A 25177-nucleotide genomic window follows, 5' to 3' on the forward strand; every position below is an offset into this window, starting at 1 on the left:
GAAATTTGAACCTCCGAGCTTGAACGATGAACCTCAGAACCTCATCGTTGAAGATAAAAGGTTCAACAATGAGCCTCAAAGATTGAACGATGAACCTTGGATCTTCATCGTTGAGGATAAAAGGTTGAACGATGAGCCTTGGAACTTCATCGTTGAAGATAAAAGGTTCATTCACCAAGCTCAGAACCTCATCGTCGAACCTCAAAGGTTAAACAATGAACCTCAAGACCTCATCGTTGAAGATAAAAGGTTCATTCACCAAGTTCTGAACTTCATCGTTGAAGATCCCCCCGCCTACGGCGACCCCCTTAAAAAGGGGGTAATCAAAAAAGATGATTAGCCCCCCTTTTTAAGGGGGGTTGGGGGGATCTAACAAAAATTAAAACGTTACGCTACATTCCCCCAGCCTACTTCACCCTTCACACCCCATTCCCCGCCATGCAAAACCGCAATTTGTCCACCGTCACCGGCACTTCCAGAAGACCATTACCAACTATCAGCGATAACAGCAGAGCTTTCCTCGAAATCAGAGATGTTAGCAAAGTTTACCCTACCAAGAAAGGCCCCTTCACTGTTCTTGATGGTGTTAACCTCAGCGTTAACCAAGGTGAATTTATTTGTGTGATTGGTCACTCTGGTTGTGGCAAATCTACACTGCTAAACATGGTGTCTGGGTTTAACTTTCCTACAACTGGACAAGTGTTACTGGAAGGTCAACCCATCACTAAGCCAGGCCCAGACCGGATGGTTGTGTTTCAAAACTACGCCCTGTTACCTTGGCGGACTGCATTTGAAAATATTTACTTAGCGGTGAATGCAGTTTACCCCAACAAAATAGAAGCGGAGAAAAGAGCAATTGTTCGTGATCATTTGGCAATGGTGGGACTGGCTGACGCAATGGAGAAAAAGCCAATGCAAATGTCCGGCGGTATGAGACAGCGCGTTTCTATTGCACGGGCGTTGGCAATTCGTCCCAAGGTGCTGATTTTAGATGAACCTTTCGGGGCGTTAGATGCGATTACTAAAGAAGAATTGCAAGAAGAACTGCTGAAAATTTGGAACGATAACCGTTGTACAGTGTTAATGATTACCCATGACATTGATGAAGCGTTATTTTTAGCAGACAAATTAGTGATGATGACCAATGGCCCTCACGCCAAAATTGGCGAAGTCATGGAAATTCCCTTTTCTCGTCCCCGCGATCGCGCCCGCATCATGGAAGATCCACAATATTACAAGCTGCGTAACTATGCCTTAGACTTCCTCTTCAACCGTTTTGCTCACGATGATGTAGGTTAAGAGTCAAGTTTTTTTGGGGTGGGTATATTATGCCCACCCTACTACTATCAGGTAATAAGCAAGATTTGGGGGATTCTCCCCCACACCCCCTGTTTTACCGTAGGTAAAACAGGGGGTGTGGGCGTTTCGTTTTTGACTCGCTTACATCCCCTCTCTGCTGATGCTGAGGAAGGGGAATTACGCGAAATCTGTTAAATTACTTGCTTCTTGGACTGCTTGCTTTAACTCTTCAAAGGTAATACTACCGTCTTTGTCTGAATCATACTGTACTATCAATTCTTGAGGACTAGTGGCATTTGTTTGTGATGAGATGACTGCACTTAAGCCAGGACTTAAAAAAAGCTCATTCAGGGATATTTTACCGTCTTGATCTCCATCTAGGGTATTAAAAAGAGATCGAAGTTCTTGCTCGGTTGTCATAAGTTTTTATCTGAATTAATCTTTTACTTTAATCTTTCAAAAATAAACAAACTTATATCAAAAGGCTGAGAAATGGGTATCGCTGGGGCTGATACTAATTCACAATTCGAGGCAGACGCTCCTTCTCCCAAAGAGAGACGCTACGCGAACGTCGCTAACGCTGCGAAGATCGCAATTAAAAAAATTAGATGCAGCAAAGCCTTCAGAGTTTACATCTGTATCGAACTTTTCGTGAAATGGTATTACGCACAAAAATTGTCTGTGGAGACTGGGTGTAAGGGTTAAGGGGTGTGGGGTGTAAGAGTTTTGGATACATACACCCCTATACCTCTGAACCCTGATACTCTTCCCAAAACCCCTAGTTTTTCGTCTCACTGCGTAAGTAGAGACTTTGTATACAACCTCTCTACAAATTTGGGATTAAAATTCAGCAGAAATTGTTTACATAAAAGTAAAAAGCCGGAATTCATCATAAATTTTATACAGTGGCAGGGTGAAATTACAACTCTGACTCCTGACTTCTTCTTTACCCAGTTATTACCGCCAAATACTTATGTTTTCAGCATTTGATCCATCTTTAGCGAGTGCCAGAATTGACAAGTTTTGGGAACTATCCGCCAGATTTGGACAAGAGGATAGTGCAAAAAATATCTACCTCAATGAAATTGTTAGCGATCGCTATACTCTGGTGAATGGTCTGCAAATACTCCGAGATGAATTACAATTTGCTGGGGCGAGTATTTCGGATTTAAAAGCTTGTGCGGCTGATTTGAGTTTACCGAGTGTTGTCACCACCTTGGCATATACTAACTGTGGCGATCGCATTCACCAAGGCGAGTCAACTAGAACGTATCGTGATGTGGTTGCTTCCCGGTTTGCCACTTTATCAGAAATTGGTGAGTTAAAAACAGAGACGTTTTTCCCCACAGGCGGCGGTACTGATGATGGCGCAACCTTAGCCCACGTTACCATCGCCCATCAATTAGATGAAACTTGGCGCACTCAAATTTATGCAGGTAATTCTCAATCTTTTATTCTCGCCGCCCTCGATTTAAAAACCCATGTCGGACGTTTAGATTTAGGTGAACAATTAATCTACGGCAAAACCCAAGAATCTTTGTGGCGCGAACCCCGTGCGGCTTGTGGGGCAATTGTTGGCGCACTAACACATTACAATCCCCGTAACATCGTCCATCAACGCCTACGCCGTGATATTGGCGAAGAAAATTACGAGTTTCTTTCATCCCAGAAGATTTTAGCTGATGATGGTACAGATATTACAATGGCTGTGGCAGCTGCGATCGTCGCTATTCGCGGACTAGAAAAAACTGCGATCGCTTTAGGCAAGGAAATGGACGAAAGAGGGATGGCGCATCTCACCGCTACAACTACCGTCAATGTCCCCTTTCGTGATGACCCAGTAATTTATTTAGCCAGGGCGACTGTATTTAATGGTTTAATTCGCATCCAAGGTTTAGGTGCAGATGCCAGTAAATACAGTGGTAAGATATTCCATCATCTGAATGAAAAGCATTTACAGCTAATTTACGATGACCTCGATAACGATAACTTGGCGATCGAGGAAATTCCTTACAGAGTCAGAAAACCCGTTGTAGAAACCCATGAACCACAGTTAGATATTACTGTTTTAGATTTGGGGAGTGGGGAATTGGCAGTTGAGCATGAGGTGTAAGTGATGAGTAATGAGTAAATACCCATGACTTATCAAGACCTACGCAAAATTATGAAAAAACTTGCGCTGTTTGGTTGCCCTGTTCACTTTTTTGGCGATTTTCAAGTAAAGTAGCAGTTTTATTTCTGAAAGCCTTGCAGGGCAAGGCTTTCAGAATCTACATAGCGACTAGTGACAAGCTCGCTACTTTTACTTGTATTACACGGAGAATTACGTCCATCTTCTCCATGTGATACACGGTAGATTCACTTAAATTTTATTGTTGGCGATATTTAGGACTTTTTATCAAACCGTTTTGTGGCAACCAAAGGGTGTCACAAAAAATTTTGTATTTGCAGGATTGAAACTCATGATATTTCTCCTAATTTAACGTGAGTAAAATTTACGCATTGACCAGCAGAACGAAAAGTGAACAATGCGAATATAGAAAAACGAGTGATTGGCAAGTCCTCTCCCACTCGCTGCTAATTATTCAGCGTTTTTGCCATTGCAATCAGCGTATTAGCTAATGTTTGTCTATGGCTGGAAGTGGCTTGCCACAATTCAAAGTATCCTTGACTTTTACAATCAATAATTCAGTTAAATTCAGGACTCTAAAAATTCAGTTAAATTCAGGTATGCAAAAACTTAAATTTAGAAAGAGACAAAAAAAGGGGGTCAAAAACTGCAAAGAACGTAAACCAGTGCTTGTCACCCTAGTGATCATCATGATTTGCCGTTATTTTAGCTACACCAATGAAATTTCCATTTAAAAAACCTGTACGCCAGCAACGACAGTGTTCACAACCCATTGTCCATCTCAAGTACCGCAATGGTAATGTTGAGATTATGGGTTTGGGTGTCTGGCACTCCTATTGGCGCGATCCCTATCATTTACTCTTAACAATTCCTTGGTCTGGATTTGTACTAGTAATTTTTGCGGTTTACGTAGCTATTAATACCCTATTTGCTTTGGCATATTTATTAGGCGGAGATTGCATTGCTAATGCCCGTCCTGGTTCTTTTTTAGATGTTTTTTTCTTTAGTGTGCAGACTCTGGCATCGATTGGTTACGGGGCAATGTATCCCAAGACAAATTACGCCAATATTATTGTGACGATTGAAGCGATCGCGGGTGTCATGGGAATTGCTATGATGACGGGGTTAGCCTTTGCCCGGTTTTCTCGGCCCACAGCCCGTGTCATTTTTAGCCGTGTGGCCGTCATTGTTCCCTATGAACAAGCCCCAACTCTCATGTTTCGCACCGCTAACCAGCGACGGAATTTAATTTTAGAAGCCCAGATGCGGGTTTATTTAATGCGTGATGAAATTACTGCCGAAGGTGAGTTTATGCGTCGTATTTATGATCTTAAACTTTTGCGACAGCAAACCCCAGGCTTTGCCTTAAGCTGGTCAGTTATGCACATCATTGATGAATCTAGTCCTTTATATGGTGTGACACCAGATTCTTTAATTCAAACCAATAGTGTATTGATGATCTCTTTAACAGGCATTGATGAAACCGTTGCACAAGTTGTTCATGCACGTCATAGCTATGGAACTAATGAGATTTTATGGAATCATCGATTTGTTGATATCCTGCATCACACCTCCGATGGTCATCGTTACATCGACTACAACCATTTCCATGATGTTTTGCCGTTGGAGTAAAGCCGAGTGCTATCAGTTTCAACGCAAAAGTTAGCGCCGAGGAACAAAAATCTTTTTTATTAAAAATGATTGACTATTGTTGAGGATTATTGCTACCAAATGCCTCTTTGGTAATTTCTAGTTGTTTTTTGGCATGTTTTAATTGTTTCCACAAAGTTCTGATTTGCTGGTAAGCTTCTTCTGGTGAAAGTTTACCGTTAGTTTGCAGGTTACTAATGTAGCTGACTCTTTGAGCAAATTCTTGTAGACTCGCGTTAAATACTAGGTATTCTGGTTTGAATTGACCATAATAGCAACTGCGAGGATAAAGAAAATCAGAGAGATTTGAGAGAAAATCTGATTGATCTGCCATAATTATTTAAATTTTGCGAATGTAATAAAAACCATTAGTTGAGAAACTCTAGCATACATTGTGTAAAGACAAAGTAAGCACAGATACAGGTATGCGGAATCTTCGGATGATGCTAACCCGGATTTCTCACCACACCTGTCAAAGCCTGCGCTTGTGCAGAGGAGCAGGGGAGCAGGGGAGAGTTCTTGTACAAGTTCTTTCCCCTCCGCCCCTCCGCCCCTCCGCCCCTCCGCCCCCCTGCTCCATCAAACGCCTGAAGCTTGTGAGAAATGCGGGCTAACTGTAGCGAAGTGCTGAGTGCTTTACACAGAGATACTTGTAGCAAATGAAGAGTGCTGAGTTAAAAGTGCTGAGTGCTGAGTTAAAAAGACCACCCACACTTCGACAAGCTCAGTGCATCGCCAGGGGTGGGGTATCAACCTTCTCTCGGTAATAGGATTCCGCTTAACATCGGGCGGGGCTTTGACCATAGTGCAGAAGTACTTCCTTCCTCTTTCTTCTTACTCAGCACTCAGCACTCAGGACTGAGCGTTGTAAATTCAAGGCCAACAGAATTTTAAGTACTGAGTAGAAATCCAGTATTCTCAGGTTGTTCAAAGATACGTAATCAGACTGAAAATTGTAAAATAGGTAGGTAATTTAAACTCGCCGGTAAAATATTGTCTGTATCTGGGAATACTAAAGCCAGAGATTTTAAGGCTTTAATAGGTATGATAACTACTCTGATCAGTATTCCTGGATATCAAATCACAGAAGAAATTTATAATGGTGCGAGAACATTGGTTTACCGGGGATACAGAGAAATTGACTCATTACCTGTAGTCATGAAAGTGCTGAAAAATCCTTATCCCAGTTTTAGCGAACTCTTATCATTTCGTAACCAATACACCATCACAAAGAATCTCAACTCACATTTAATTGTTCAAACTTATAGTTTAGAAGCATATCAAAATAGTTATGTCTTGATACTAGAAGACTTTGGCGGAATTTCTCTGAAACAGTGGCAAATGAGAGAACCCCGAATATCTCTCCAGCAATTTTTAGAAATAGCGATCGCACTCTGTAACATCCTAGACTTACTCTACCAAGAAAGGATAATTCATAAAGATATTAAACCCAGCAATATCTTAATTAACCCCCAAACCAAACAAGTTAAATTAATTGACTTTAGTATTGCATCTTTATTACCACGAGAAACCCAAACCTTAATTAAAACTAATGTCTTAGAAGGAACATTAGCCTACATTTCTCCAGAACAGACAGGGAGAATGAACCGAGTGATTGACTACCGTACAGACTTTTATTCCCTCGGTGTAACTTTTTATGAATTACTCACGGGAGAGTTACCATTCTCATCTAATGATGCGATGGAATTAGTACATTCTCATCTTGCTAAAACAGCACCATTAGTAAATGAAATTAATCCAGATATCCCTTCAGTTATCTCAGAAATTGTCAGGAAATTAATGGCGAAAAATTCTGAGGACAGATATCAGAGTGTGTTGGGATTGAAATTTGATTTAGAAAAATGTTTAATTCAACTCAAAGAAACTGCTGAAATTCAAAGCTTTGAGATTGGACAACGGGATGTGTGCGATCGCTTCATTATTCCTGATAAACTTTATGGCAGAGAAACCGAAGTCAACACCCTCCTAGCAGCATTTGAGAGAGTCAGTCAGGGTGCGACAGAAATGATGCTAGTAGCCGGCTTCTCTGGAATTGGGAAAACAGTCGTTGTCAACGAAGTACATAAACCTATTGTTAAACAACGCGGTTATTTTATTAAAGGGAAATACGACCAATTTAATCGCAATATTCCCCTCAGTGCATTTGTCCAAGCCTTCCGAGATTTAATGGCGCAACTATTAACCGAAAATGATGTCCAAATTCAGCAATGGAAACACAAAATCTTAGAAGCTGTGGGTGACAATGGCCAAGTAATCATTGACGTTATCCCAGAACTAGAAAACATTATTGGCGAACAACCCCCAGCCGTACAATTATCAGGAACAGCCGCCGAAAATCGCTTTAACTTATTATTTCAAAAATTTACCCAAGTATTTACCAGCAAAGAACATCCCTTAGTGATGTTTTTAGATGATTTGCAATGGGCAGACTCGGCATCATTAAAATTAATCCAGTTATTAATGGCTGATACCAGTCATCTGTTATTAATTGGCGCATACCGTGATAACGAAGTCCCAGCAGGACATCCATTAATGTTGACTTTGCTTGATCTGCACAAAAAACAAGCCAAACTCAATACAATTACTTTAAAACCACTAACTCAAAACACAGTCAATCAGTTAGTTGCCGATACACTCAAATCTCCAGAAAAATTAGCGGAGAATCTTTCTGAACTAATCTATCAAAAAACTCAAGGAAACCCATTTTTTGCTACGCAATTTCTCAAAGCACTGCATCAAGAAGGATTAATTACATTTAATTTTGAGTTAGGATGCTGGCAATGTGACATCACCCAAATAAAAACCCAAGCGGTGACAGATGATGTTGTTGCTTTTATGAGTTTGCAACTACAAAAACTCCCACAATCAACTCGATATGTGTTACAGTTCGCAGCTTGTATTGGTAACTCTTTTGATTTAAATACCTTGGCTATTGTTTCCCAACAATCTCAAATTGAAACAGCATCTGCATTGTGGAAAGCATTACAAGAGGGGTTGATTTTACCAATTAATGAAGTTTATAAGTTTTATGTTGGACAAGAAACCCAGTCACAGACATTAGAAAATCAAGAAACTGTCACCTACAAATTTTTACATGACAGAGTACAACAAGCAGCCTATTCGCTAATTGCTGACGAGCAGAAACAAACCACTCACCTGCAAATCGGTCGGCTATTATTACAAAATTCTCACCCCAGTGACAGGGAAGAACGATTATTTGATATTGTTAATCATTTAAATTTTGGTATTGCTCTTATCACAACGCCCCAAGATCGAGAAAATTTAGCTGAATTAAATCTCGCGGCTGGACGCAAAGCTAAAGTTGCTACCGCCTATAATGCAGCCATTAACTATCTAGGCACAGGGATAGAATTGTTGCCTGGTACTGCTTGGCAAAGTCATTATCCCCTGACTCTGGCACTCTATGAAGAAATTGCCGAAGCCAGCTATGTCAAGACTGACTTTGAGCAGATGGAACGCTGGGCGAGTGTAGTATTGCAACAAGCAAAAACCTTACTTGATACTATCAAAGTTCAACAAACTCGGTTTTTAGGTGCTAAAGCTCAGGGGCAATTCTTATACGCTGTTGAGATTGGATTACAGGTGCTACGCTCTCTAGGAATTGAATTTCCTGCACAACCCAATGAGGCAGATATTGGACAAGCTTTTGCTCTAACGCGATCGCTCTGGACAGATAAATCACCTCTAGAATTGCTCGATCTACCAACTATGAGCGATCCACATCTGTTAGCCGCGATGGAGCTTTTGACAGTTCTTGTCCCTGCTGCCTATATGGGTTCTCCTAACTTCATGCCATTAATGATTGGTAAGCAAATCGAATTATCTATCCAGTCTGGTAATTGCCCTAGTTCTATATTTTCTTATGTCGATTATGGCTTAGTGCTGTGTGGTATTGTTGGCGATATTGACAACGGTTATTTATTTGGTGAATTAGCTTTGAGCCTGTTAGAGAAAATTCAACTGACACGCTTTAAATCCAGAAGTTGGTATGTGGTTCATCACTTCATCAAACATTGGAAAACTCCCTTAGCAGAAGTTTTACTGCCATTACAAGAAGCCTACACCAGTGGGTTAGAAACTGGAGAGGTAGAGACGGCTTGTTTTAATGCGGCAGCATATTGTTATTACAGCTATCACGCAGGGCAGGAATTAACCGAACTTGCCCAAAAGATGAACACCTATCTTAATACTATTCATCAATACAAGCAAACAGGAACTGGCTATTGGCTAGAAATTTATCAACAAACTGTATTCAATTTATTGGGACGAGCAGAAGTACCATATCACCTGACTGGAACAATATTCGATGTCCACAAATCTCTTCCAGAACTGCAAGCGACTAATCAACGTAGTGCTTTGCTGATGTCCCATCTCAACCAAATGTTTCTCTATTATTTGTTTGGCAAGGAAGCAGAAGCTGTTCAGTTATCTGACCAAGCTGTCCAATATATAGACGGTGGGGTGGCGATGTTCGTCATTCCCCTTTATTCCTTTTATGATGCGCTGATTCAATTAACTCAGTATGCAGCCGCATCCACAAAAGACCGTCAGACAATCTTGCTACGAGTTCAACAACATCAAGATAAACTACAACATTGGGCAAATTTAGGGGCTTGTAATCATCTTCATCGCTGGGAATTAGTCGCAGCAGAACATCATCGGGTATTGGGTAACAAAATTGAGGCGATTGAATGTTACGATCGCGCTATTTCCCTAGCTAAAGACAACAAATTTATTCAAGATGAGGCTTTAGCTAACGAACTGGCTGCTAAATTCTACCTGGAATGGGGTAAAGAAAAAGTTGCCCAAGCATATATGCAAGAAGCATATTATTGTTATGCTCTTTGGGGGGCAAAAGCAAAAGCAGAGAATTTAGAAAAACGCTATCCTCAACTACTCAAACTGATCATCGAACAAAAACAGATCAAACTAAATTCCTGGGAAACTATTACTTCCCTTCCCCTTCCTTTAAAATCTATATTGACTCCAGATGATATTACTAGCAATAACACGGCTATTTCCGATGTCCTGGACTTTACCAGCGTACTCAAAGCAGCGCAAACTATTTCTAGCAACATCGAATTAGATGAGTTAATTACCAACCTCACCCAAATTATCCTGCAAAACTCTGGTGCTGATAAATCTGCGTTAATTCTCAATCAGGATGATGTTTTACAAATTCGTGCCATTACCTCAATTAATGCGGAAATTAATTCTCTACAAACAATAATTTCCGCAGAGTCACTTGATGAGTATCAAGATATCCCTGTCAAAATTATCAATTACGTCAAAAATACACAACAAACAATTGTCATAGATAATTGCCAAACAGATATTCCTGGGCTGATTGGAGAATATATGCTCACATATCAACCCCAGAGTGTTTTGTGTACACCGATTCTTAACCAAGGCAATTTGGTAGGCATAGTATATCTAGAAAGTCGTGCCGCAGCAGGAGTATTTACTCAAGAACGTCTACAAACTATTCAGATACTTTCTGCTCAAGCTGCCATAGCTTTAGAAAATGCGCGACTTTACCAACAAATGCAACAAGCAATGGAAAAAGCATTGCTCAATCAAATTTCCATTGATCAAACAAATGTTTCTGTCTGGTGGATTGAGCCAGATGGGCGGATTTTTTATGTCAATGATGCTACTTGTAAAGGTTTGGGATATCGTAAAGAAGAGATGATTAGTAAATACATTTTTGACTTCGATCCGGTTTTTCCGAAAGAATCATGGCCAGAGCATTGGCAAGATATTTGTGAACAAGGTTCATTCACTCTTGAAAGCTGTCATCGGCATAAATCTGGCAAGATTTATCCTGTTGAAGTCAATGTTAACTATGTAAAATTCAAGGATAAAGAATACAATTTCGTGTTTACTAAAGATATTAGCGATCGCAAGCAAGCTGAAGCCAAAATTCAACAAAAATCCCAAGAATTAGCCACAGCCTTACAAGAATTACAACAGGCAAACTTACAAATTGTCCAAAGCGAGAAAATGTCTGCCTTGGGTAATCTTGTGGCTGGTGTTGCCCATGAAATGAATAATCCTCTTGGGTTTATTTATGCCACACTACAACAAACTAAACCCGCCTTTGCAGATATTATCCAACATCTGGAACTATATCAAGCAACGCTCCCAAATCCCGGCGATGACATCAGACACCATGCTAAAGAAGTTGATTTAGATTATACCTTAGAAGATTTACCACAAATGCTGGATGCAATGGTCATGGCTTGCGATCGCCTGAAAAATATCAGCACTAGTCTGCGTACTTTCTCACGAGCAGATAAAGATTACAAAGTACCATTTAATATTCATGAAGGCATTGACAGCACAATTTTAATCCTCAAACATCGCCTCAAAGCTAACGAACAACGTCCAGCAATTGAAGTTGTGACCAATTATGGTGATTTACCCCAAATAGAATGTTTTCCTGGACAGTTAAATCAGGTATTTATGAATATTCTTGCCAATGCTATTGATGCTTTAGATGAATCAAATACTGGTAAGAGTTTTGCAGAAATTCAAGCTCATCCTAACCGCATTACAATTACAACATTGATAGCAGATAAATACGTCAAAATCTCAATTGCTGATAATGGTAAAGGAATGAGTGAGTCAGTGAAGCAAAAAATATTCGACCATTTATTTACTACTAAAGGAGTCGGTAAAGGGACGGGATTAGGATTGGCTATAGCTCGACAAATAGTCGAAGATACTCATGGTGGTAAGTTAAGTTGCAATTCTGTTTTAGGCGAAGGTACAGAATTTATGATTGAAATTCCAGCGTGAGCTAGAAAAAGGGTGTAAGGATTTTGAATACCTAGGGCTTGCTGAAGTTCACGGCGAAGCCCTTACACCCTCTATACTCAGCAATCAGTACTCTTGATAGTCCTATTCATAGTCACGTTTAAATAAACCAAACAAGGGCGCAAGTATAATTCCAAACACAAAGCCACCGATATGCGCCCAATAAGCAACGCCCCCAGTTTGGACACTCATATTAGCAGCAGCTTGCAGGCTGGCGAGACCAGAGATGACATTTTGTATAAAGAAAATGCCAATGACTACCAGTGCGGGAACGCTAATTGTAGTGACAAAAAAACCTAAAAATACTAAGGTTGTAATTCTGGCATGAGGAAAGCGAATTAAATATGCACCTAAAACTCCAGAAATTGCACCACTAGCCCCCAAAGAAGGAATAGGAGACTCAATTCCTATCGCCCACTGGGACAAAGCGGCTAAAGCACCGCAAGCCAAATAAAAAATCAGATATTTGAAATGACCCAAACGGTCTTCGATGTTGTTGCCAAAGACCCACAGGAAGACCATATTGGATATCAAATGCCACCAACCACCGTGGAGAAACTGTGATGTAATTAAAGTTATCCACTCACCAGAAAAGTTATAGGTTAATTCTCTGGGTACTACAGCATACTCACTGAAAAAGAGATTCAACTGGGCATTAGATAAACTCACTTCATGAAGAAAAACTAAAACGTTCATGCCAATCAAACCGTAAGTGAAATACGGTTTGATTCGCGTTGGATTTTCGTCATAGAGTGGAAACACAGGTGTTTTTCCTAATTATCAATTAACTGCAATATAGCTTGTGTAGCTGGCAGTTGAACAATTTTGATAATTGCACCTGTGAGAAAGTGGGGAGTAGGGAGTGGGGAATATTGCTTGCTAAAATCAATAATCCAAACTTGTCTTAGCTTTACCACGATTCTTCGGGGGATTTGTCGCTAAATAAACCCAAAACTGGGCCGAGAATAGCCCCAAAGATAAAGCCGCCTGCGTGCGCCCAGTAAGCGATACCGCCGCTTTCCATCCCTATATTAGTAGGTGCTTCTAAACTAGCAAGTCCGTAGAAAGATTGTTGGAGAAACCAAAATCCTAAAAAGAAATAGGCGGGAACTCGGAAAGTTGGGAAGAAAATGCCTAAAGGTACAACACCCAGAATTTCGGCTTTGGGGAACCGGAGAATATATGCGCCCATAACTCCGGCGATCGCACCACTAGCCCCCAAAGATGGAATGTTAGAATCTTGGGAGAAGTACCACTGGGTCAAAGACGCTAACACACCACAAGCTAAATAAAACAATAAGTATTTGGCATGACCTAATTTATCTTCAACGTTGTTACCGAATATCCACAGAAACAACATATTGCCAGCCAAGTGCAGTAAGCCACCATGCAAAAACTGTGAGGTGATTAAAGTTGCCCATTCTGGTACTGTTTGATGCAAAGACACTCCAGCAAAGCTTAAACTCAGTTCACGGGGAACTACAGCCGCCAGATGGAAAAAACTATCTAATGCTTGGGGCGGAAGGCTACTTTCATAAATAAAAGCCAGAACATTAGCAGCAATTAAGCCATAAGTTACATAAGGGGTAATTTCTGTAGGATTATTATCTCTAATGGGAACCACGGGCGCTTTTCCTAATTTTTGATAAACTAGCCCCAAATTACCGAATATTGCTGGTTATTTCTTCTACCTCTTGGCTGGGATATTAATCAGGACTTACGCAAAAAGAGTTATGAGTTATGAGTTATGAGTTATGAGTTATGAGTTATGAGTTATGAGTTATGAGTTATGAGTTATGAGTTATGAGTATAGGGCTTACGTAGAAACTCCCTCAAACTCTTTAACTTCGTATCCTAGCCGTTCTTGTAAAATTAGCCCCTATTACTTCTATGCGTCCTTTGCGGTACTCTGTGGTAAGTCATGTGCAAGTCTACGTTTTTTCCTAATTCTGTGTAAGTCCTATTAACTCATAACTCATAACTCATTACTCATCGCTCATTACTTAAAATAACTATCCATGTTTTTCAGCAACTCTTTAGAAAATCAACTTCAAGATTGGGATGATCTAATTCGCCGTCAACCAAATAATCCCAAAGCTTATATTCGGCGGGGTATGGTGAAATTTCAATTAGCTAACATTGCTGAATCAATTCAAGATTTCGACACGGCTGAAAATATCGAACCTCGGCTTAAACCATATCTCTGGCAACGAGGCTTATCTTACTATTATGCAGAAAGATTTGCTGAAGGCGCTCAACAGTTTGAAATTGATTTAACGGTGAATGCTAATGATGTTGAAGAAACTGTGTGGCGCTATTTATGTATAGCTCGTTGGCAAGGTAAAGAAGCCGCAAGTAATTCTCTATTAAAAGTCAAAAATGACCCCAGAAGAGTTATGCGATTTGTTTATAATTTATTTGCTGGTGATTGTACTCCTGATGAAGTTTTAAAGATTGGTGAATCAGAAGGAATTAAGGGTAAATTTTATAGTCATCTTTATTTAGGATTATTGTATGAATCAGAAAATAATTTGAATTTAGCACAAGAATATATAGTCAAAGCTGCTACTCAATATCAAATTGATGATTATATGTGGTACTTAGCGCAGGTACATCAAAAACTACGCGATTGGTTGTAAGTTCATCAGTATTATCACTTTCTTGATTCTGCTGAGATAAAACTTGTAATTTATCACCTATTATCAAATACATAAAGGGGTAGATGACATTCGCTTGTGACGAAGCACCTACCCCCTGATAGCTGCCCAGATGACTAACCTGGAACCCTATAATTTGGTATCTTATTTACCCAGTATCAACTGATAGATAGGGAATGTCATTGGGAGACATACTGATATTGCCAATATTTGTGAAAACATTGTAAAGATTTTGGATGTCTACACCTCTTCACCCTGTCCCCCACTGTTAATTTTTCATTTTCATCTGTAAGTCCTAGTCAGGTTAAATCCGAAATCTCTAGGGGTCTTGCTTCTGGAGGTTGTCTTATGATAACTTTTTCTACATTAAATACGGTAAATCGATAGATTTATAGTACTTAATAAATTTAGTGCATTTAAAAATCAACAACAATCAGTGCTGAATCAGCAATATGAAGAGTTGTTGGAAATTTGATGTTTCCCCAATTGGAGTATTAATTCTTATGAGCTTAGAGTTACACCTAGCAGGGAAAACAGCGATCGTCACTGGTGGTAGTGCGGGGATTGGGTTAGCCGTTGCGAAAGCTCTTTATAGTGAGGGTGTGAATGTTGCGATCGCAGCTCGCAACCAAGAACGACTAGAGAACGCCGTCAGCGCCATTCAATCTCTACCCACTCCAGGCGCGAAAGTAATTGCTATCAGTGCTGATCTGACTCAAGCAGCCAGTGTAGATACAGTTGTTTCTACAACCTTGGCGCAGTTTGGTCAAATTGATATTTTAATTAACAACGCTGGTTCAGCCCGTGCAGGTTCCTTTCTCGACCTCAACGATGATGTCTTTCTCGATGCTTGGAACTTAAAGTTATTGGGCTACATTCGTTTAGTGAGAGCTGTTGTCCCCCATCAAAAAAATCGCCGTGATGGTCGAATTGTCAACATCATCGGTGGTGCAGGTAGAACACCCCGCCCTGGTTTTCTGCCCGGTGGTACAACTAACGCCGCCTTACTCAACTTCACACGGGGAATTTCCAAAGAATTAGCTCAACACAACATTCGGATCAACGCAATTTCACCCGGTGCAACAGCCACCGAACGCGCCGAACGTTTAGCCGAACAGAATGCCCAAGCACGGGGAATTAGTGTAGAACAAGCCAAGGAAGAAACATTGCAAGGAATTCCTCTAGGCAGAATCGTACCACCAGAAGAAATTGCTGCACTCACATTATTTTTAGTATCTGACTTAGCCGCTTCTATTACAGGCACAGAAATTCTGGTGGATGGCGGTTCTACCCCTGGCGTTTAGAACTAAATCTGCTCATTAGGAATCCTCAGACATCAATCTGAGAGCAAGTTTTAACTTACGAATTTTTCTGGAGTCTAGAATCATCATGAGTTCTCAATATTTTGATATCAAACCAGTTGCTGGACGCATCGGTGCAGAAATCATTGGCATTGATTTGAGTGCAAACCTCAGCAATGAGTTAATCAGCGATATTCGCCAAACCCTCGTCCAATACAAAGTAATTTTCTTTCGTGGTCAACAACTTGATGCTAATGGACAAGTAGCTTTTGCGCGGCGGTTTGGTGAAATCACCACAGCTCATCCCACCGTTCCTTCTTTAGAAGGACACCCAGAAGTTCTTGACCTTGATTACAGCCGCACTTCCAGCCGTGCTAACAACTGGCATACTGATGTGACATTTGTAGACCGTCCACCACTCGGCTCTGTTTTGCGGGCGTTGGTGATTCCTCCAAATGGTGGCGATACCATTTGGGCAAACTCAGTAACTGCATATCAAGATTTACCAACTCCACTACGTGACCTGGCTGATCAACTTTGGGCTGTACACAGTAACGCCTACGACTATGCCGCAGCTGTGATTGATTTACCAGAAGATGTATTAGCCCATCGGGCGGTGTTCACTTCCACCGTATATGAAACTTTACATCCAGTTGTACGTGTCCATCCTGAATCGGGAGAACGCGGCTTGTTCATTGGTGGTTTTGTGCGCCGCATTCGTGGTTTATCACAGAATGAATCTGATGAAATTATCAAATTATTGCAAGCATACATAACTCGCCCCGAAAATACAGTGCGTTGGCGTTGGCAAGTTGGCGATGTTGCTTTTTGGGATAACCGCGCTACACAACATTATGCAATTGCTGACTACGGCAATCAACCCCGTCACGTTCAGCGAGTCACGATTGTGGGTGATGTTCCTGTTGGGATTGATGGTAAGCACAGCGAAGCCATTAAGGGAGATGCTTCTGTATACAATCGACGCGAACCTGCTCTTGCTTAATTGAGCTTTTGAGTCGGAAACAGTCAGTTTTTACACCTCTCATCTCTGTATTTCCTGAAGTAGTCAATATTTTTGTGGCAGTCTGCAAACTATATATGCAGCTGCCTTTATCTATTTGTAAACTATGAAACTCTTCTACACACCTAACTCTCCCTACGCACGTATAGCAAGGGTGGCTGTATTGGAACTAGGATTTAGCGATCGCATCGAAATACAAAAATTACAAAAATCATTAAACATCACGATTCCGGGGAAAACTAGGCAGATCAACAGCAATATAAGCCCAAGGAACTGCTGAATCAGTCCAGATTTGATGCACTGGTTTAATAGAGATATGATTGTCAAGACTTCCAGCTTTAATCCAAACAAACTGAGGCTTGGCTGGCGATCTGGTAAATAGTGGCGAACCGCACTCTGGACAAAACTCCCGAATAATTGTGCCGCCACTGTCACCAGTTTTTGTATAACTTTTCACTTTGCCTGAGACAATATGCAAGCCCATTGATTGTACACGCACACCAACATTGAAAGCACTACCTGTGGACTTTCGACAATCTTGGCAATGGCAGTAATTTGCTGATTCTAGCTCGCCATTATACTCGTATCGCACATAGCCGCAGAGACACCCTCCGCTTACAAGTTCAGCCATATCATTTCTCCACCAACGTTGACAGAATATGTTAGGTAGGCAATATTTGTAACTCAAGGATTTGCCCTACTCAAATTTCAGCACTATAAAAGAGCTAATGCAGAATTTAACGAATAATTGTCAGCCGATTTTCTCATGAACACAGAAACGAATAAAGAACTAAACATAACAAATCATGCTGAATTTGCGAAAATATTGAACAGAACTTTTAGTTCTTTTTGATTGTGCTGATCAGGCTTGATAATAACAATGTACGCAAATAAAGCTCGACGCAGACGAGGTGTACTTCTAACACCTCAAGGATTAAAGAAACTTCAAACAGCTAAGTCTGAAGCAGAGATTCGGGAAAATAATGGTCATCGGTATACTCTGGAAGCATTGAGCGATCGCACAGGTTTATCAGTCGATTCAATTATGAAGATATTTGCTTGTGAAGTAGGAGTAGACAAGCAAACTTTAAAGTACTGTTTTCAAGGGTTTAATCTAGTTTTAGAGCAGAGTGACTATTGTCTTCCAGAATTACCACAGCGAAATCAAGCTTTAAGTACTAACTTGTCAGCAGCAGAACCAGAACCAGAAATACCAGAAGGTCAAGTACCGCTTGATTCTCGATTTTATGTAGAACGCCCTCCCGTTGAAGCTAATTGTTATAAAGCTATTTTGCAACCAGGAGCATTAATCCGAATTAAAGCCCCAAGACGGATGGGGAAAACTTCATTGATGTCCCGAATTCTTCAGTCTGCCAATAATGAGGGTTATCATACTGTATCTTTAAGTTTTCAACTGGCTGATACAGCCATATTTCAAGATTTAGATAAATTCTTACGTTGGTTTTGTGCAAGTATCAGTCTGGGTTTGGATTTACAAAACCAACTAGCAGACTATTGGGATGAGCTATTTGGAAGCAAAATTAGCGCCAAAATTTATTTTGAACATTATATTTTAGCTAAAATAATTAACCCAATTGTTTTGGGTTTGGATGATGTCGATCGCTTATTTCAATATCCAGATTTAGCTGATGATTTTTTTGGGTTGTTACGCGCTTGGCATGAAGAAGCTAAAAATCGAGAAATTTGGAAAAAATTACGGCTAGTTGTAGCCCACGCTACAGAAGTATATATTCCCTTGAGTGTGAATAAGTCACCTTTTAATGTGGGTTTACCAGTTGAATTACATAACTTCAACAAAGAGCAAGTTCAGACTTTAGGCGATCGCTATGGGTTGAATTTTGGAGAGCAATCATTAGAAAAACTTTTCGATTTGGTCGGTGGTCAACCCTACCTTGTGAGATTAGCTTGTTATTATTTATGGCAACACCGTATCAGTGTAGAAGAGTTGTTATCAACTGCTCTGAGTTCGGATGGCATTTATCGTGAACATCTGCAACAACAGTGGTGGAATCTCCAACAAAATCCAGAACTAGTGGACACATTTGCACAGGTGATTAAATCCCCTCAACCAGTGGAATTACATCTACAGCAAGCGTTCAAGTTGCAAAGTATGGGGTTGGTTAATCTCTACGGAAATCAAGCTACACCTAGCTGTAGGTTGTATGCCGAATATTTCTGCGATCGCCTGCATTACCAGCCAGAATCAATTGTTTCCTAAAATCATCAGGTGTAATAAATATCTATGTCTACCAGTAATTTCCAAGACTCTCCACCAGTTCCACCATCAATAAGAAATGCTAATCAATATGAATATAACCAGCTACCCTTGCAAGTCCTCGAAGGAACTCTCCCCACGGATGTGCAGGGGCATGTTTTTATGGTTACTTCCATAGGAACTGTTAATTCTGGCGGCTTACCCTATCCTGATGGAGATTCTTTATTGTGCGGCGACGGGATGATTTATCGGCTAGATTTTGATACCGAAAATCAAGTGAAATTAACTACGCGCATAGCCAAACCACCTGATTATTATGCTGACAAAGCAACTGATTCTGTCTCTCAGTATCAAAAATTTCGTTTTAGTAATCATGGACTGACGAGATTTTCCTTTCCATTGGGTATTCGTAACCAGCTAAACACAGCTTTTCTCCCGATGAAGTTTTCCGAAGATGCACCAGCAAGGTTACTAGTTACCTACGATGCTGGCCGTCCTTATGAAATTGATACTGAAAGTCTCGATGTTGTTACCCCAGTAGGATCTAATCAAGAATGGCAATCAGAAGTACAAGGATATAATGCACCTTTTCAACCATTTTTGAGTACTGCCCATCCTGCTTTTGACCCTCATAGCAAAGAGATGTTTACAGTTAATTATGGCAGATCATTATTTAATTTTTTAGACTCAATTGCTGTTATTCACTTGATTGACCAATGGCTACATAATATCTGTAACTTGTGGCAACCGAAACTGCTTAAAAGTAGTTTAAATGCTGTATCTCAATCTTTATTATCAATATTTGGCTATCTTTATGGCAATTACTTCAAATGGTTCAATAAATCACCAATAAAAATCAAAGACTTTGTTTCTGTTATGTGTTGGGATGGGGCAACATCTTTAAAACAGTGGCAATTAGTTTTACCTGATAGTTCTCCCGTAAAAATTGAACAAACTATACACCAAATCGGGGTCACGAAAGACTATATCGTGATTATGGATACATCTTTTACGATGGGGGTAGAACAAGTCTTAAATAATCCTTTACCCCATTATAAACGCCTGGAAAACATACTCAGAGATATATTAGAAGAACCGCCTTTGCCATACTCGGCAGTTTATATTGTGCCACGGAATCAGTTGCAACCAAATACTAAAACAGTAACAGTCAAAAAAGTTATCTTGCCATTAGAAGCAGCACATTTTTTAGTAGATTACGAAAATCCTGAAGGAAATATTACACTGAATGCCGCGCATATTGCTGGTATGGATGTCTCGGAATGGGTAAGACAATATGATGTTTCTGCTTATCCTCAATATAAACCAGAAGATTTGTGTGGAATGGTACCTGGTCAAGTTGATCTTGGGCGAATGGGACGTTATGTAATTCATGGAGAAAGCGGAAATATTCTCCAGTCGCACATTATTTCTGATGCTAAATGTACCTGGGGTACAGACCTTTATACTTATCCTGACCAAGATTCTCAAGGACAACCTTTAAAATATCTAGATGATATTTATTGGTGTTCTTTTGGGCTATGGAAAGACTTAATGACCAAATTTGTTGTCACTCAGTATCAAAATTACAAAAATCGCTTAATTCCTCTTGAAAAAGTCTTAGACATGGCACGTAGTGGCGTACCAGCATACTTGTTTAGACTTCATGCTTCATCCACAGAATCACCAGCAATTGTTGATAGCTACGAACTACCACCAGGATATGTAGTGCTTTCGCCTCAGTTTATGCCATATCGTGGTGCAGAAAAACCCACAGATGGTTATATTGTTTGCACAGTTTGGCATGGACAAGAAAATGAATATTGGATTTTTGATGCCAATCATTTATCTAAAGGCCCTGTATGTAGATTATCCAGTCCCCCATCTCAACAGCCACTTCATTTTGCGATGACTTTGCATACTGCTTGGCTACCAAAAATTGGCAAACGCCAAGCAAATTATTATCTTGATGTCCGCCAAGATTACCAAGAATTAGTAGCAAAAGCAGCCAAAAAACATCCGAAGATTGAGCAATTATTTGAAGATTATGTTTACCCTAATTTTGAACAAGCGATTAAACCGTAATCACATATAGTAACAGAGACAAGGAAGACAAGGAGGATGGGATAGATAAGGGAGAGAGATGTTTGTAAACCATTTAGATTGCTAAGTAGAAGGACTAAATTAAAACTAACTTGAGATGACAGGGTTTCGACTTCGCTCAACCCTCTTCTAGTCAGTTTATCGAGCATTGAGCGTTCGCGTAGCGTCTCCCTTGGGGAGAAGTCGAAATGCGTCTTCTAAATAATTGTGTCCACATACTTATCACATTACCTCCCGTGATTTCCTCCTCTCCGCGCCCTCTGCGTCTCTGCGGTTCGTTTCCAACCACTGCATAATTTCCGCAGATAATTCTTGCTTAGTTCTACTATTCACATCAATACAAACATGGCGAGTGATAGCTTTAGCGACTAACACATCTGCAATTGTAATTTCGTAAGCAATTTCAAATTTATCAGCACTTAATTTCTGGGGAATTAAACTAATATTCAACTCATCTCCGCAATACATCGGTCGGAAAAAATCGACATTGGCGTGAACAATTGGAAAAGCTACTGAAGGTTTAGTAAAAAAAGCTTTGAGATTCATTCCCGATGCGTTGAGAGATGCTTCATAAGCTTCATGACAAATGCTCAAAACATTAGCAAAATAAACTACACCCGCCGCATCAGTATCTGCAAAGCGCACAGTACGATGATAAATAAAAGACATTTTTGTCTAATTAAAAATTAAAAAACAAAGTAGCAAGCGAATAACTTGCCATATCAAATTATCTCACTGTTAAGGGGTAATATATATCTTCAGAACTAGGGTTTAAGTAAGGGCGTTGTAAGTCAACTGAGTGGAGGGCAAAGTGTTTTTCAATTGAGTTCATTCTTTCTTCTATGGCATCTTTACCTTTTTGCCATACTTCTAGTAAAGCATGAGCAACAATTTGGCAACGGTTCATCCCAAAAGTTTCTTGAATGGCGAATTTTTGAATTGGTTCTTCGGCTAAACTTAGACCTGGGGCTAAAAACTTGGTAAATAAAGGTATTTCTGGCTGAAAATGCGATTGATGTTCTTTATATACAGCCTGGAGAATTGGGTGAATGGCTGGGTAGTCTTCCCGTTCAAAGTACAGTAAGCCGGAGTCGTAGCGTCCGTAGGCTCTAGGATTGTAAAGCACTTGAAAGGTAAAAGGAAGAGACGCTTGGTTGAGGTGTTGCGTCAGACTATCCATCAGTGCGATCGCTCCATCTGCCGTAATATTAAAATAAATTCTGCCTATTCCCAATTCTGCATCTACACTCTGCTGTTCTTGTCCTACATCACTTACCGCCACGTAACAGCCATTTTGCAAATGATTTTTTGGCATCCAAATAGACACTGACTCACCCGGTTTAGCAGATTTGCTGTGAGGTTTGAGATGACAATCTGGTTCAATATATAATGTCAAACCAGATTTTGTTACTGCCATACTTCCATCAGGTTCCTGACGTAACACTTGCCAACTAGAGTCAAAATATCCTTTACCGTGGTTATTCGCGTGCAGTTGGGCGTAAAATTCCCAATCAATACCCAAATGAGAATTGTTCGCTAAATTTTGCTGTGGTAAGCAATGAGGCGTATTAGCATTCACCGCTAACGCATTTTGCAAAGAACCGTTGTAATAAATTCCATAAAGAAAATTACGCAGTAGCAAAGTCAGATATTTTTGCTGTAACGCCGCAGAATTTTGCCGAAATCTTTCTGCTACCTTCGCGGGTAAGGCAAAAGTTTGATACTCAGGGTGATGAATGGAAAAGTTAGATTCTATCTGGATATTTTTCGCAATATCAAACAGAGAATTTAACAGAGGGTTGGTAGAGGTATCTAGCATTTTGAGTGGGGAGTAGGTAGATAAGGGAGACAAGGGAAGGGAGATGAAGAGAAAGGACAAATTTTTAACAGCCGCGTAAACGGGTTTTTTCGTAATATAAGGGAATTAATTTTTGTGATTTTTGCGGTTGGGTAAGCTGGTGCTGTGTAGCCATCGGTTGGATAATTTCTGCTTGAGTAACACCGAAAACTGTGTTTACAGATTTTTCTGGCATGGTTAGCAAATTCTGTGCTACTTGTAGGGTACACATATCAGTATTACAAAATTGCTGCTGATAGTTAATTTTTGCTTGAATGTGGTGAATCAGTCCTAACCCGGCAAACTGGATGACACGCTCTACAAAGTCTGGGCGGTGTTCTAAAATAGCGGGAAAGGTATTGAGATAAGCTTGAATTAAAGTTAATAACGAAGGTTGAATCGCTTCTAGTGGGATAATCGCTAACTGTAGGGATTCTTCTAATTCCAGTGCGACATCGACAACTAAACTAGAAAGCCAAATATTTAAATAGCTGGCGATTAAAGTACCTAAATCAAATGCGGGATCTCCCCAAGCGCAGGCTTCCCAGTCGATGAGGCGCACTAAGCAGTTATCTAATTTATCCCAACGGGAATGTAGCAAAATATTATTTAACGTCAAATCGTTGTGAGTTAAACAGCAAGGTTTCCACTCATAAGCTAAATCTGCGATCGCAGATTCTAAACTCTCATCACGCTGATAAACAGTATAAAATTGCCATGCTGATTTCGGCACTGCACCAAAAATCTCTGGTGTTAGTGATTCTATACCCTGCGCTGGGTTGTAAAAGTTATAGCGATACTGTCCTTGTGGCGCTGTAGCCATAAAATCACGATATTCGCGGCGTTGAAAAGTGGCGCGATGCAAAGCTGCTATTGTCGTCCCAATAGCAGTGGCTATCTCTGTCGGAAAGCTATGGTGATGTTGATAAAAGCCACCTAATTCCAGATATTCACTTAAATAATTGCGGACAAGGAGGGAATTTTCCTCATCGTAATGTACTACTAATGATGCGATCGCTGCAATATTACCTAATACTGGAAACTGCTTGAGTAATTGATGAAATAGCCATTCATTAAAAAATTCATGCAGGTTTCCCGCATTTTCCTGGTGCTGTTCTTGTTTAATTAGCAGTTGCTGATTATTTCCCAGAGTCACTAGTAAATTGAAATTCTTTTTGCTACTTCCTGGCAACTTAGATAAGTCTAAATTGCTATCTTCTAAACTACACAGCCCTGCTGCGTGCAGATATTGGGTAACATTTTGAGAAGATAATGGTAATAACATATTTTATTTCCTATTTCGTAAAAGTGCTGAGATAATCAATTACTTATTTTCAGGATTATTGTTACTTGAGAAATTTAAGTAGATAACTATAAGTATCTAAATATCGATTATTCTTTCTTCTCCACTAATATCTTATTTCTGATATTTAGAACTGCCAAAATGGCATTAATAACTTTATTTTTACTTTAAAAATTACCATTATTTGCTATCGAATCTTTAAAATCATAATATACAATTGTGGAAATTACTAGCCTTATTTGTTGCAGTGACATTTTCTGATTTAACAAAAAAACAAAAAGTAATTTAAATTACTGATTGCTATTTTTTTTAATAGCAGCGTTAAAATCATTAAATATAACAATACATAAATCAGTCATAAGTACTGCTATATCAGGCATCTGGCGTTTATTGATACCTGATGAATATATCACTTTTGAGTTAATTTAAATATCAGCATAAATATTCAGTAACACCAAAAATATGATTTCTTAGTTAGCTCACGATCATGAGGTAACTAAACCTGATGACTGGAATAACTCATCCATCCACAGCAATAATTTAAGACTTATCTATAAATAACTGTCTCAAGATGGATATTACTGAAAAATTAGGATGACAAACTGATTCAGGATGTTAATTATTCCTGAAAGGAGGTTAAAATAATATATGCAGAATTTATCAAAGTGATATGTAAAAATTCACGAGTCAGAATTCAGGAATCAGAATTTTGTGCTGAATAATTATTTCTGACTTCTGACTCTTGGATGCTGAATTTTTACTTGAACATGAACGCATAAAC

19 protein-coding genes are annotated in these 25177 nt (G+C 39.8%); 10 read left to right on the plus strand and 9 right to left on the minus strand.

Annotation, left to right across the window (positions count from 1 at the left end; translation table 11 throughout):
- The first annotated feature begins 19 nt into the window (after positions 1 to 19).
- Both H6G28_RS25280 and H6G28_RS25285 read left to right on the plus strand, forming a co-directional pair.
- Positions 20 to 340 carry a hypothetical protein gene (locus H6G28_RS25280; RefSeq protein ID WP_190675173.1) on the plus strand — a complete coding sequence of 107 codons (321 nt, stop codon included), beginning with the start codon at positions 20 to 22 and terminating at the stop codon, positions 338 to 340.
- Between the two features lie 98 nt (positions 341 to 438).
- Positions 439 to 1299 (plus strand): nitrate ABC transporter ATP-binding protein, encoded by an 861-nt coding sequence (locus tag H6G28_RS25285; protein ID WP_190592856.1) that lies wholly within the window; start codon positions 439 to 441, stop codon positions 1297 to 1299.
- A 177-nt stretch (positions 1300 to 1476) separates the two neighbouring features.
- Here the strand turns inward: H6G28_RS25285 and H6G28_RS25290 are convergent, their stop codons facing one another.
- Positions 1477 to 1719: an EF-hand domain-containing protein gene (locus tag H6G28_RS25290; RefSeq protein WP_190592857.1), complete on the minus strand. Its 243-nt coding sequence runs from the start codon at positions 1717 to 1719 to the stop codon at positions 1477 to 1479.
- Between the two features lie 553 nt (positions 1720 to 2272).
- Here H6G28_RS25290 and H6G28_RS25295 point away from each other — a divergent pair.
- Both H6G28_RS25295 and H6G28_RS25300 read left to right on the plus strand, forming a co-directional pair.
- Positions 2273 to 3412 (plus strand): hypothetical protein, encoded by a 1140-nt coding sequence (locus H6G28_RS25295; RefSeq protein ID WP_190592858.1) that lies wholly within the window; start codon positions 2273 to 2275, stop codon positions 3410 to 3412.
- A 735-nt stretch (positions 3413 to 4147) separates the two neighbouring features.
- Positions 4148 to 5062, plus strand: coding sequence for an ion channel (locus tag H6G28_RS25300; protein ID WP_190675175.1), 915 nt, complete (start codon positions 4148 to 4150; stop codon positions 5060 to 5062).
- Positions 5063 to 5135: 73 nt separating this feature from the next.
- On the opposite strand, the gene H6G28_RS25305 is transcribed toward H6G28_RS25300, so the two are convergent.
- Positions 5136 to 5414 (minus strand): DUF7219 family protein, encoded by a 279-nt coding sequence (locus H6G28_RS25305; protein WP_190592860.1) that lies wholly within the window; start codon positions 5412 to 5414, stop codon positions 5136 to 5138.
- Between the two features lie 710 nt (positions 5415 to 6124).
- Between H6G28_RS25305 and H6G28_RS25310 the strand changes: the two genes are divergently transcribed.
- Positions 6125 to 11923 carry an ATP-binding sensor histidine kinase gene (locus H6G28_RS25310; protein WP_190675177.1) on the plus strand — a complete coding sequence of 1933 codons (5799 nt, stop codon included), beginning with the start codon at positions 6125 to 6127 and terminating at the stop codon, positions 11921 to 11923.
- Between the two features lie 102 nt (positions 11924 to 12025).
- Here H6G28_RS25310 and H6G28_RS25315 read toward each other — a convergent pair whose 3' ends face one another.
- Genes H6G28_RS25315 through H6G28_RS25325 form a run of 3 tightly spaced genes read right to left on the minus strand, consistent with a single transcriptional unit; the run spans position 12026 to position 13565 of the window.
- The gene (locus H6G28_RS25315) at positions 12026 to 12703 is read right to left on the minus strand and encodes a rhomboid family intramembrane serine protease (protein ID WP_190675179.1); all 678 of its coding nucleotides are present in this window, start codon (positions 12701 to 12703) and stop codon (positions 12026 to 12028) included.
- An 11-nt stretch (positions 12704 to 12714) separates the two neighbouring features.
- A complete protein-coding gene (locus tag H6G28_RS25320; RefSeq protein WP_190675181.1) occupies positions 12715 to 12858 on the minus strand; it encodes a hypothetical protein in 144 nt (47 codons plus the stop codon).
- Complete coding sequence (locus H6G28_RS25325; protein ID WP_190675182.1) at positions 12852 to 13565, minus strand: rhomboid family intramembrane serine protease; 714 nt, start codon at positions 13563 to 13565, stop codon at positions 12852 to 12854. Before H6G28_RS25325 ends, H6G28_RS25320 begins: the two co-directional genes overlap by 7 nt.
- A 394-nt stretch (positions 13566 to 13959) precedes the next feature.
- Between H6G28_RS25325 and H6G28_RS25330 the strand changes: the two genes are divergently transcribed.
- From H6G28_RS25330 to H6G28_RS25340, 3 genes are all read left to right on the plus strand, one after another.
- Positions 13960 to 14580, plus strand: coding sequence for a tetratricopeptide repeat protein (locus H6G28_RS25330; protein ID WP_190592864.1), 621 nt, complete (start codon positions 13960 to 13962; stop codon positions 14578 to 14580).
- A 521-nt stretch (positions 14581 to 15101) separates the two neighbouring features.
- Positions 15102 to 15902: an SDR family oxidoreductase gene (locus tag H6G28_RS25335; protein ID WP_190592865.1), complete on the plus strand. Its 801-nt coding sequence runs from the start codon at positions 15102 to 15104 to the stop codon at positions 15900 to 15902.
- Positions 15903 to 15987: 85 nt separating this feature from the next.
- Positions 15988 to 16902 (plus strand): TauD/TfdA dioxygenase family protein, encoded by a 915-nt coding sequence (locus tag H6G28_RS25340; protein WP_190675184.1) that lies wholly within the window; start codon positions 15988 to 15990, stop codon positions 16900 to 16902.
- Between the two features lie 232 nt (positions 16903 to 17134).
- On the opposite strand, the gene H6G28_RS25345 is transcribed toward H6G28_RS25340, so the two are convergent.
- The gene (locus H6G28_RS25345) at positions 17135 to 17551 is read right to left on the minus strand and encodes a GFA family protein (protein ID WP_190675186.1); all 417 of its coding nucleotides are present in this window, start codon (positions 17549 to 17551) and stop codon (positions 17135 to 17137) included.
- Positions 17552 to 17800: 249 nt separating this feature from the next.
- Here H6G28_RS25345 and H6G28_RS25350 point away from each other — a divergent pair, with 249 nt between their 5' ends.
- Together H6G28_RS25350 and H6G28_RS25355 are read left to right on the plus strand one after the other, a co-directional pair.
- Positions 17801 to 19159 (plus strand): AAA-like domain-containing protein, encoded by a 1359-nt coding sequence (locus tag H6G28_RS25350; RefSeq protein ID WP_190592868.1) that lies wholly within the window; start codon positions 17801 to 17803, stop codon positions 19157 to 19159.
- 24 nt (positions 19160 to 19183) lie between these two features.
- Positions 19184 to 21238, plus strand: a complete 2055-nt coding sequence (locus H6G28_RS25355) for a carotenoid oxygenase family protein (protein ID WP_190675189.1) — start codon at positions 19184 to 19186, stop codon at positions 21236 to 21238.
- A 240-nt stretch (positions 21239 to 21478) separates the two neighbouring features.
- Here the strand turns inward: H6G28_RS25355 and H6G28_RS25360 are convergent, their stop codons facing one another.
- From H6G28_RS25360 to H6G28_RS25370, 3 genes are all read right to left on the minus strand, one after another.
- Positions 21479 to 21925: an acyl-CoA thioesterase gene (locus H6G28_RS25360; protein WP_190675191.1), complete on the minus strand. Its 447-nt coding sequence runs from the start codon at positions 21923 to 21925 to the stop codon at positions 21479 to 21481.
- 58 nt (positions 21926 to 21983) lie between these two features.
- Complete coding sequence (locus H6G28_RS25365; RefSeq protein WP_190675193.1) at positions 21984 to 23075, minus strand: T3SS effector HopA1 family protein; 1092 nt, start codon at positions 23073 to 23075, stop codon at positions 21984 to 21986.
- Between the two features lie 64 nt (positions 23076 to 23139).
- The gene (locus tag H6G28_RS25370; RefSeq protein WP_190675194.1) at positions 23140 to 24378 is read right to left on the minus strand and encodes a phosphotransferase family protein; all 1239 of its coding nucleotides are present in this window, start codon (positions 24376 to 24378) and stop codon (positions 23140 to 23142) included.
- Positions 24379 to 25177 lie beyond the last annotated feature (799 nt).

The organism is Nostoc sp. FACHB-190 (assembly GCF_014696905.1).
GTDB lineage: Bacteria > Cyanobacteriota > Cyanobacteriia > Cyanobacteriales > Nostocaceae > Nostoc_B.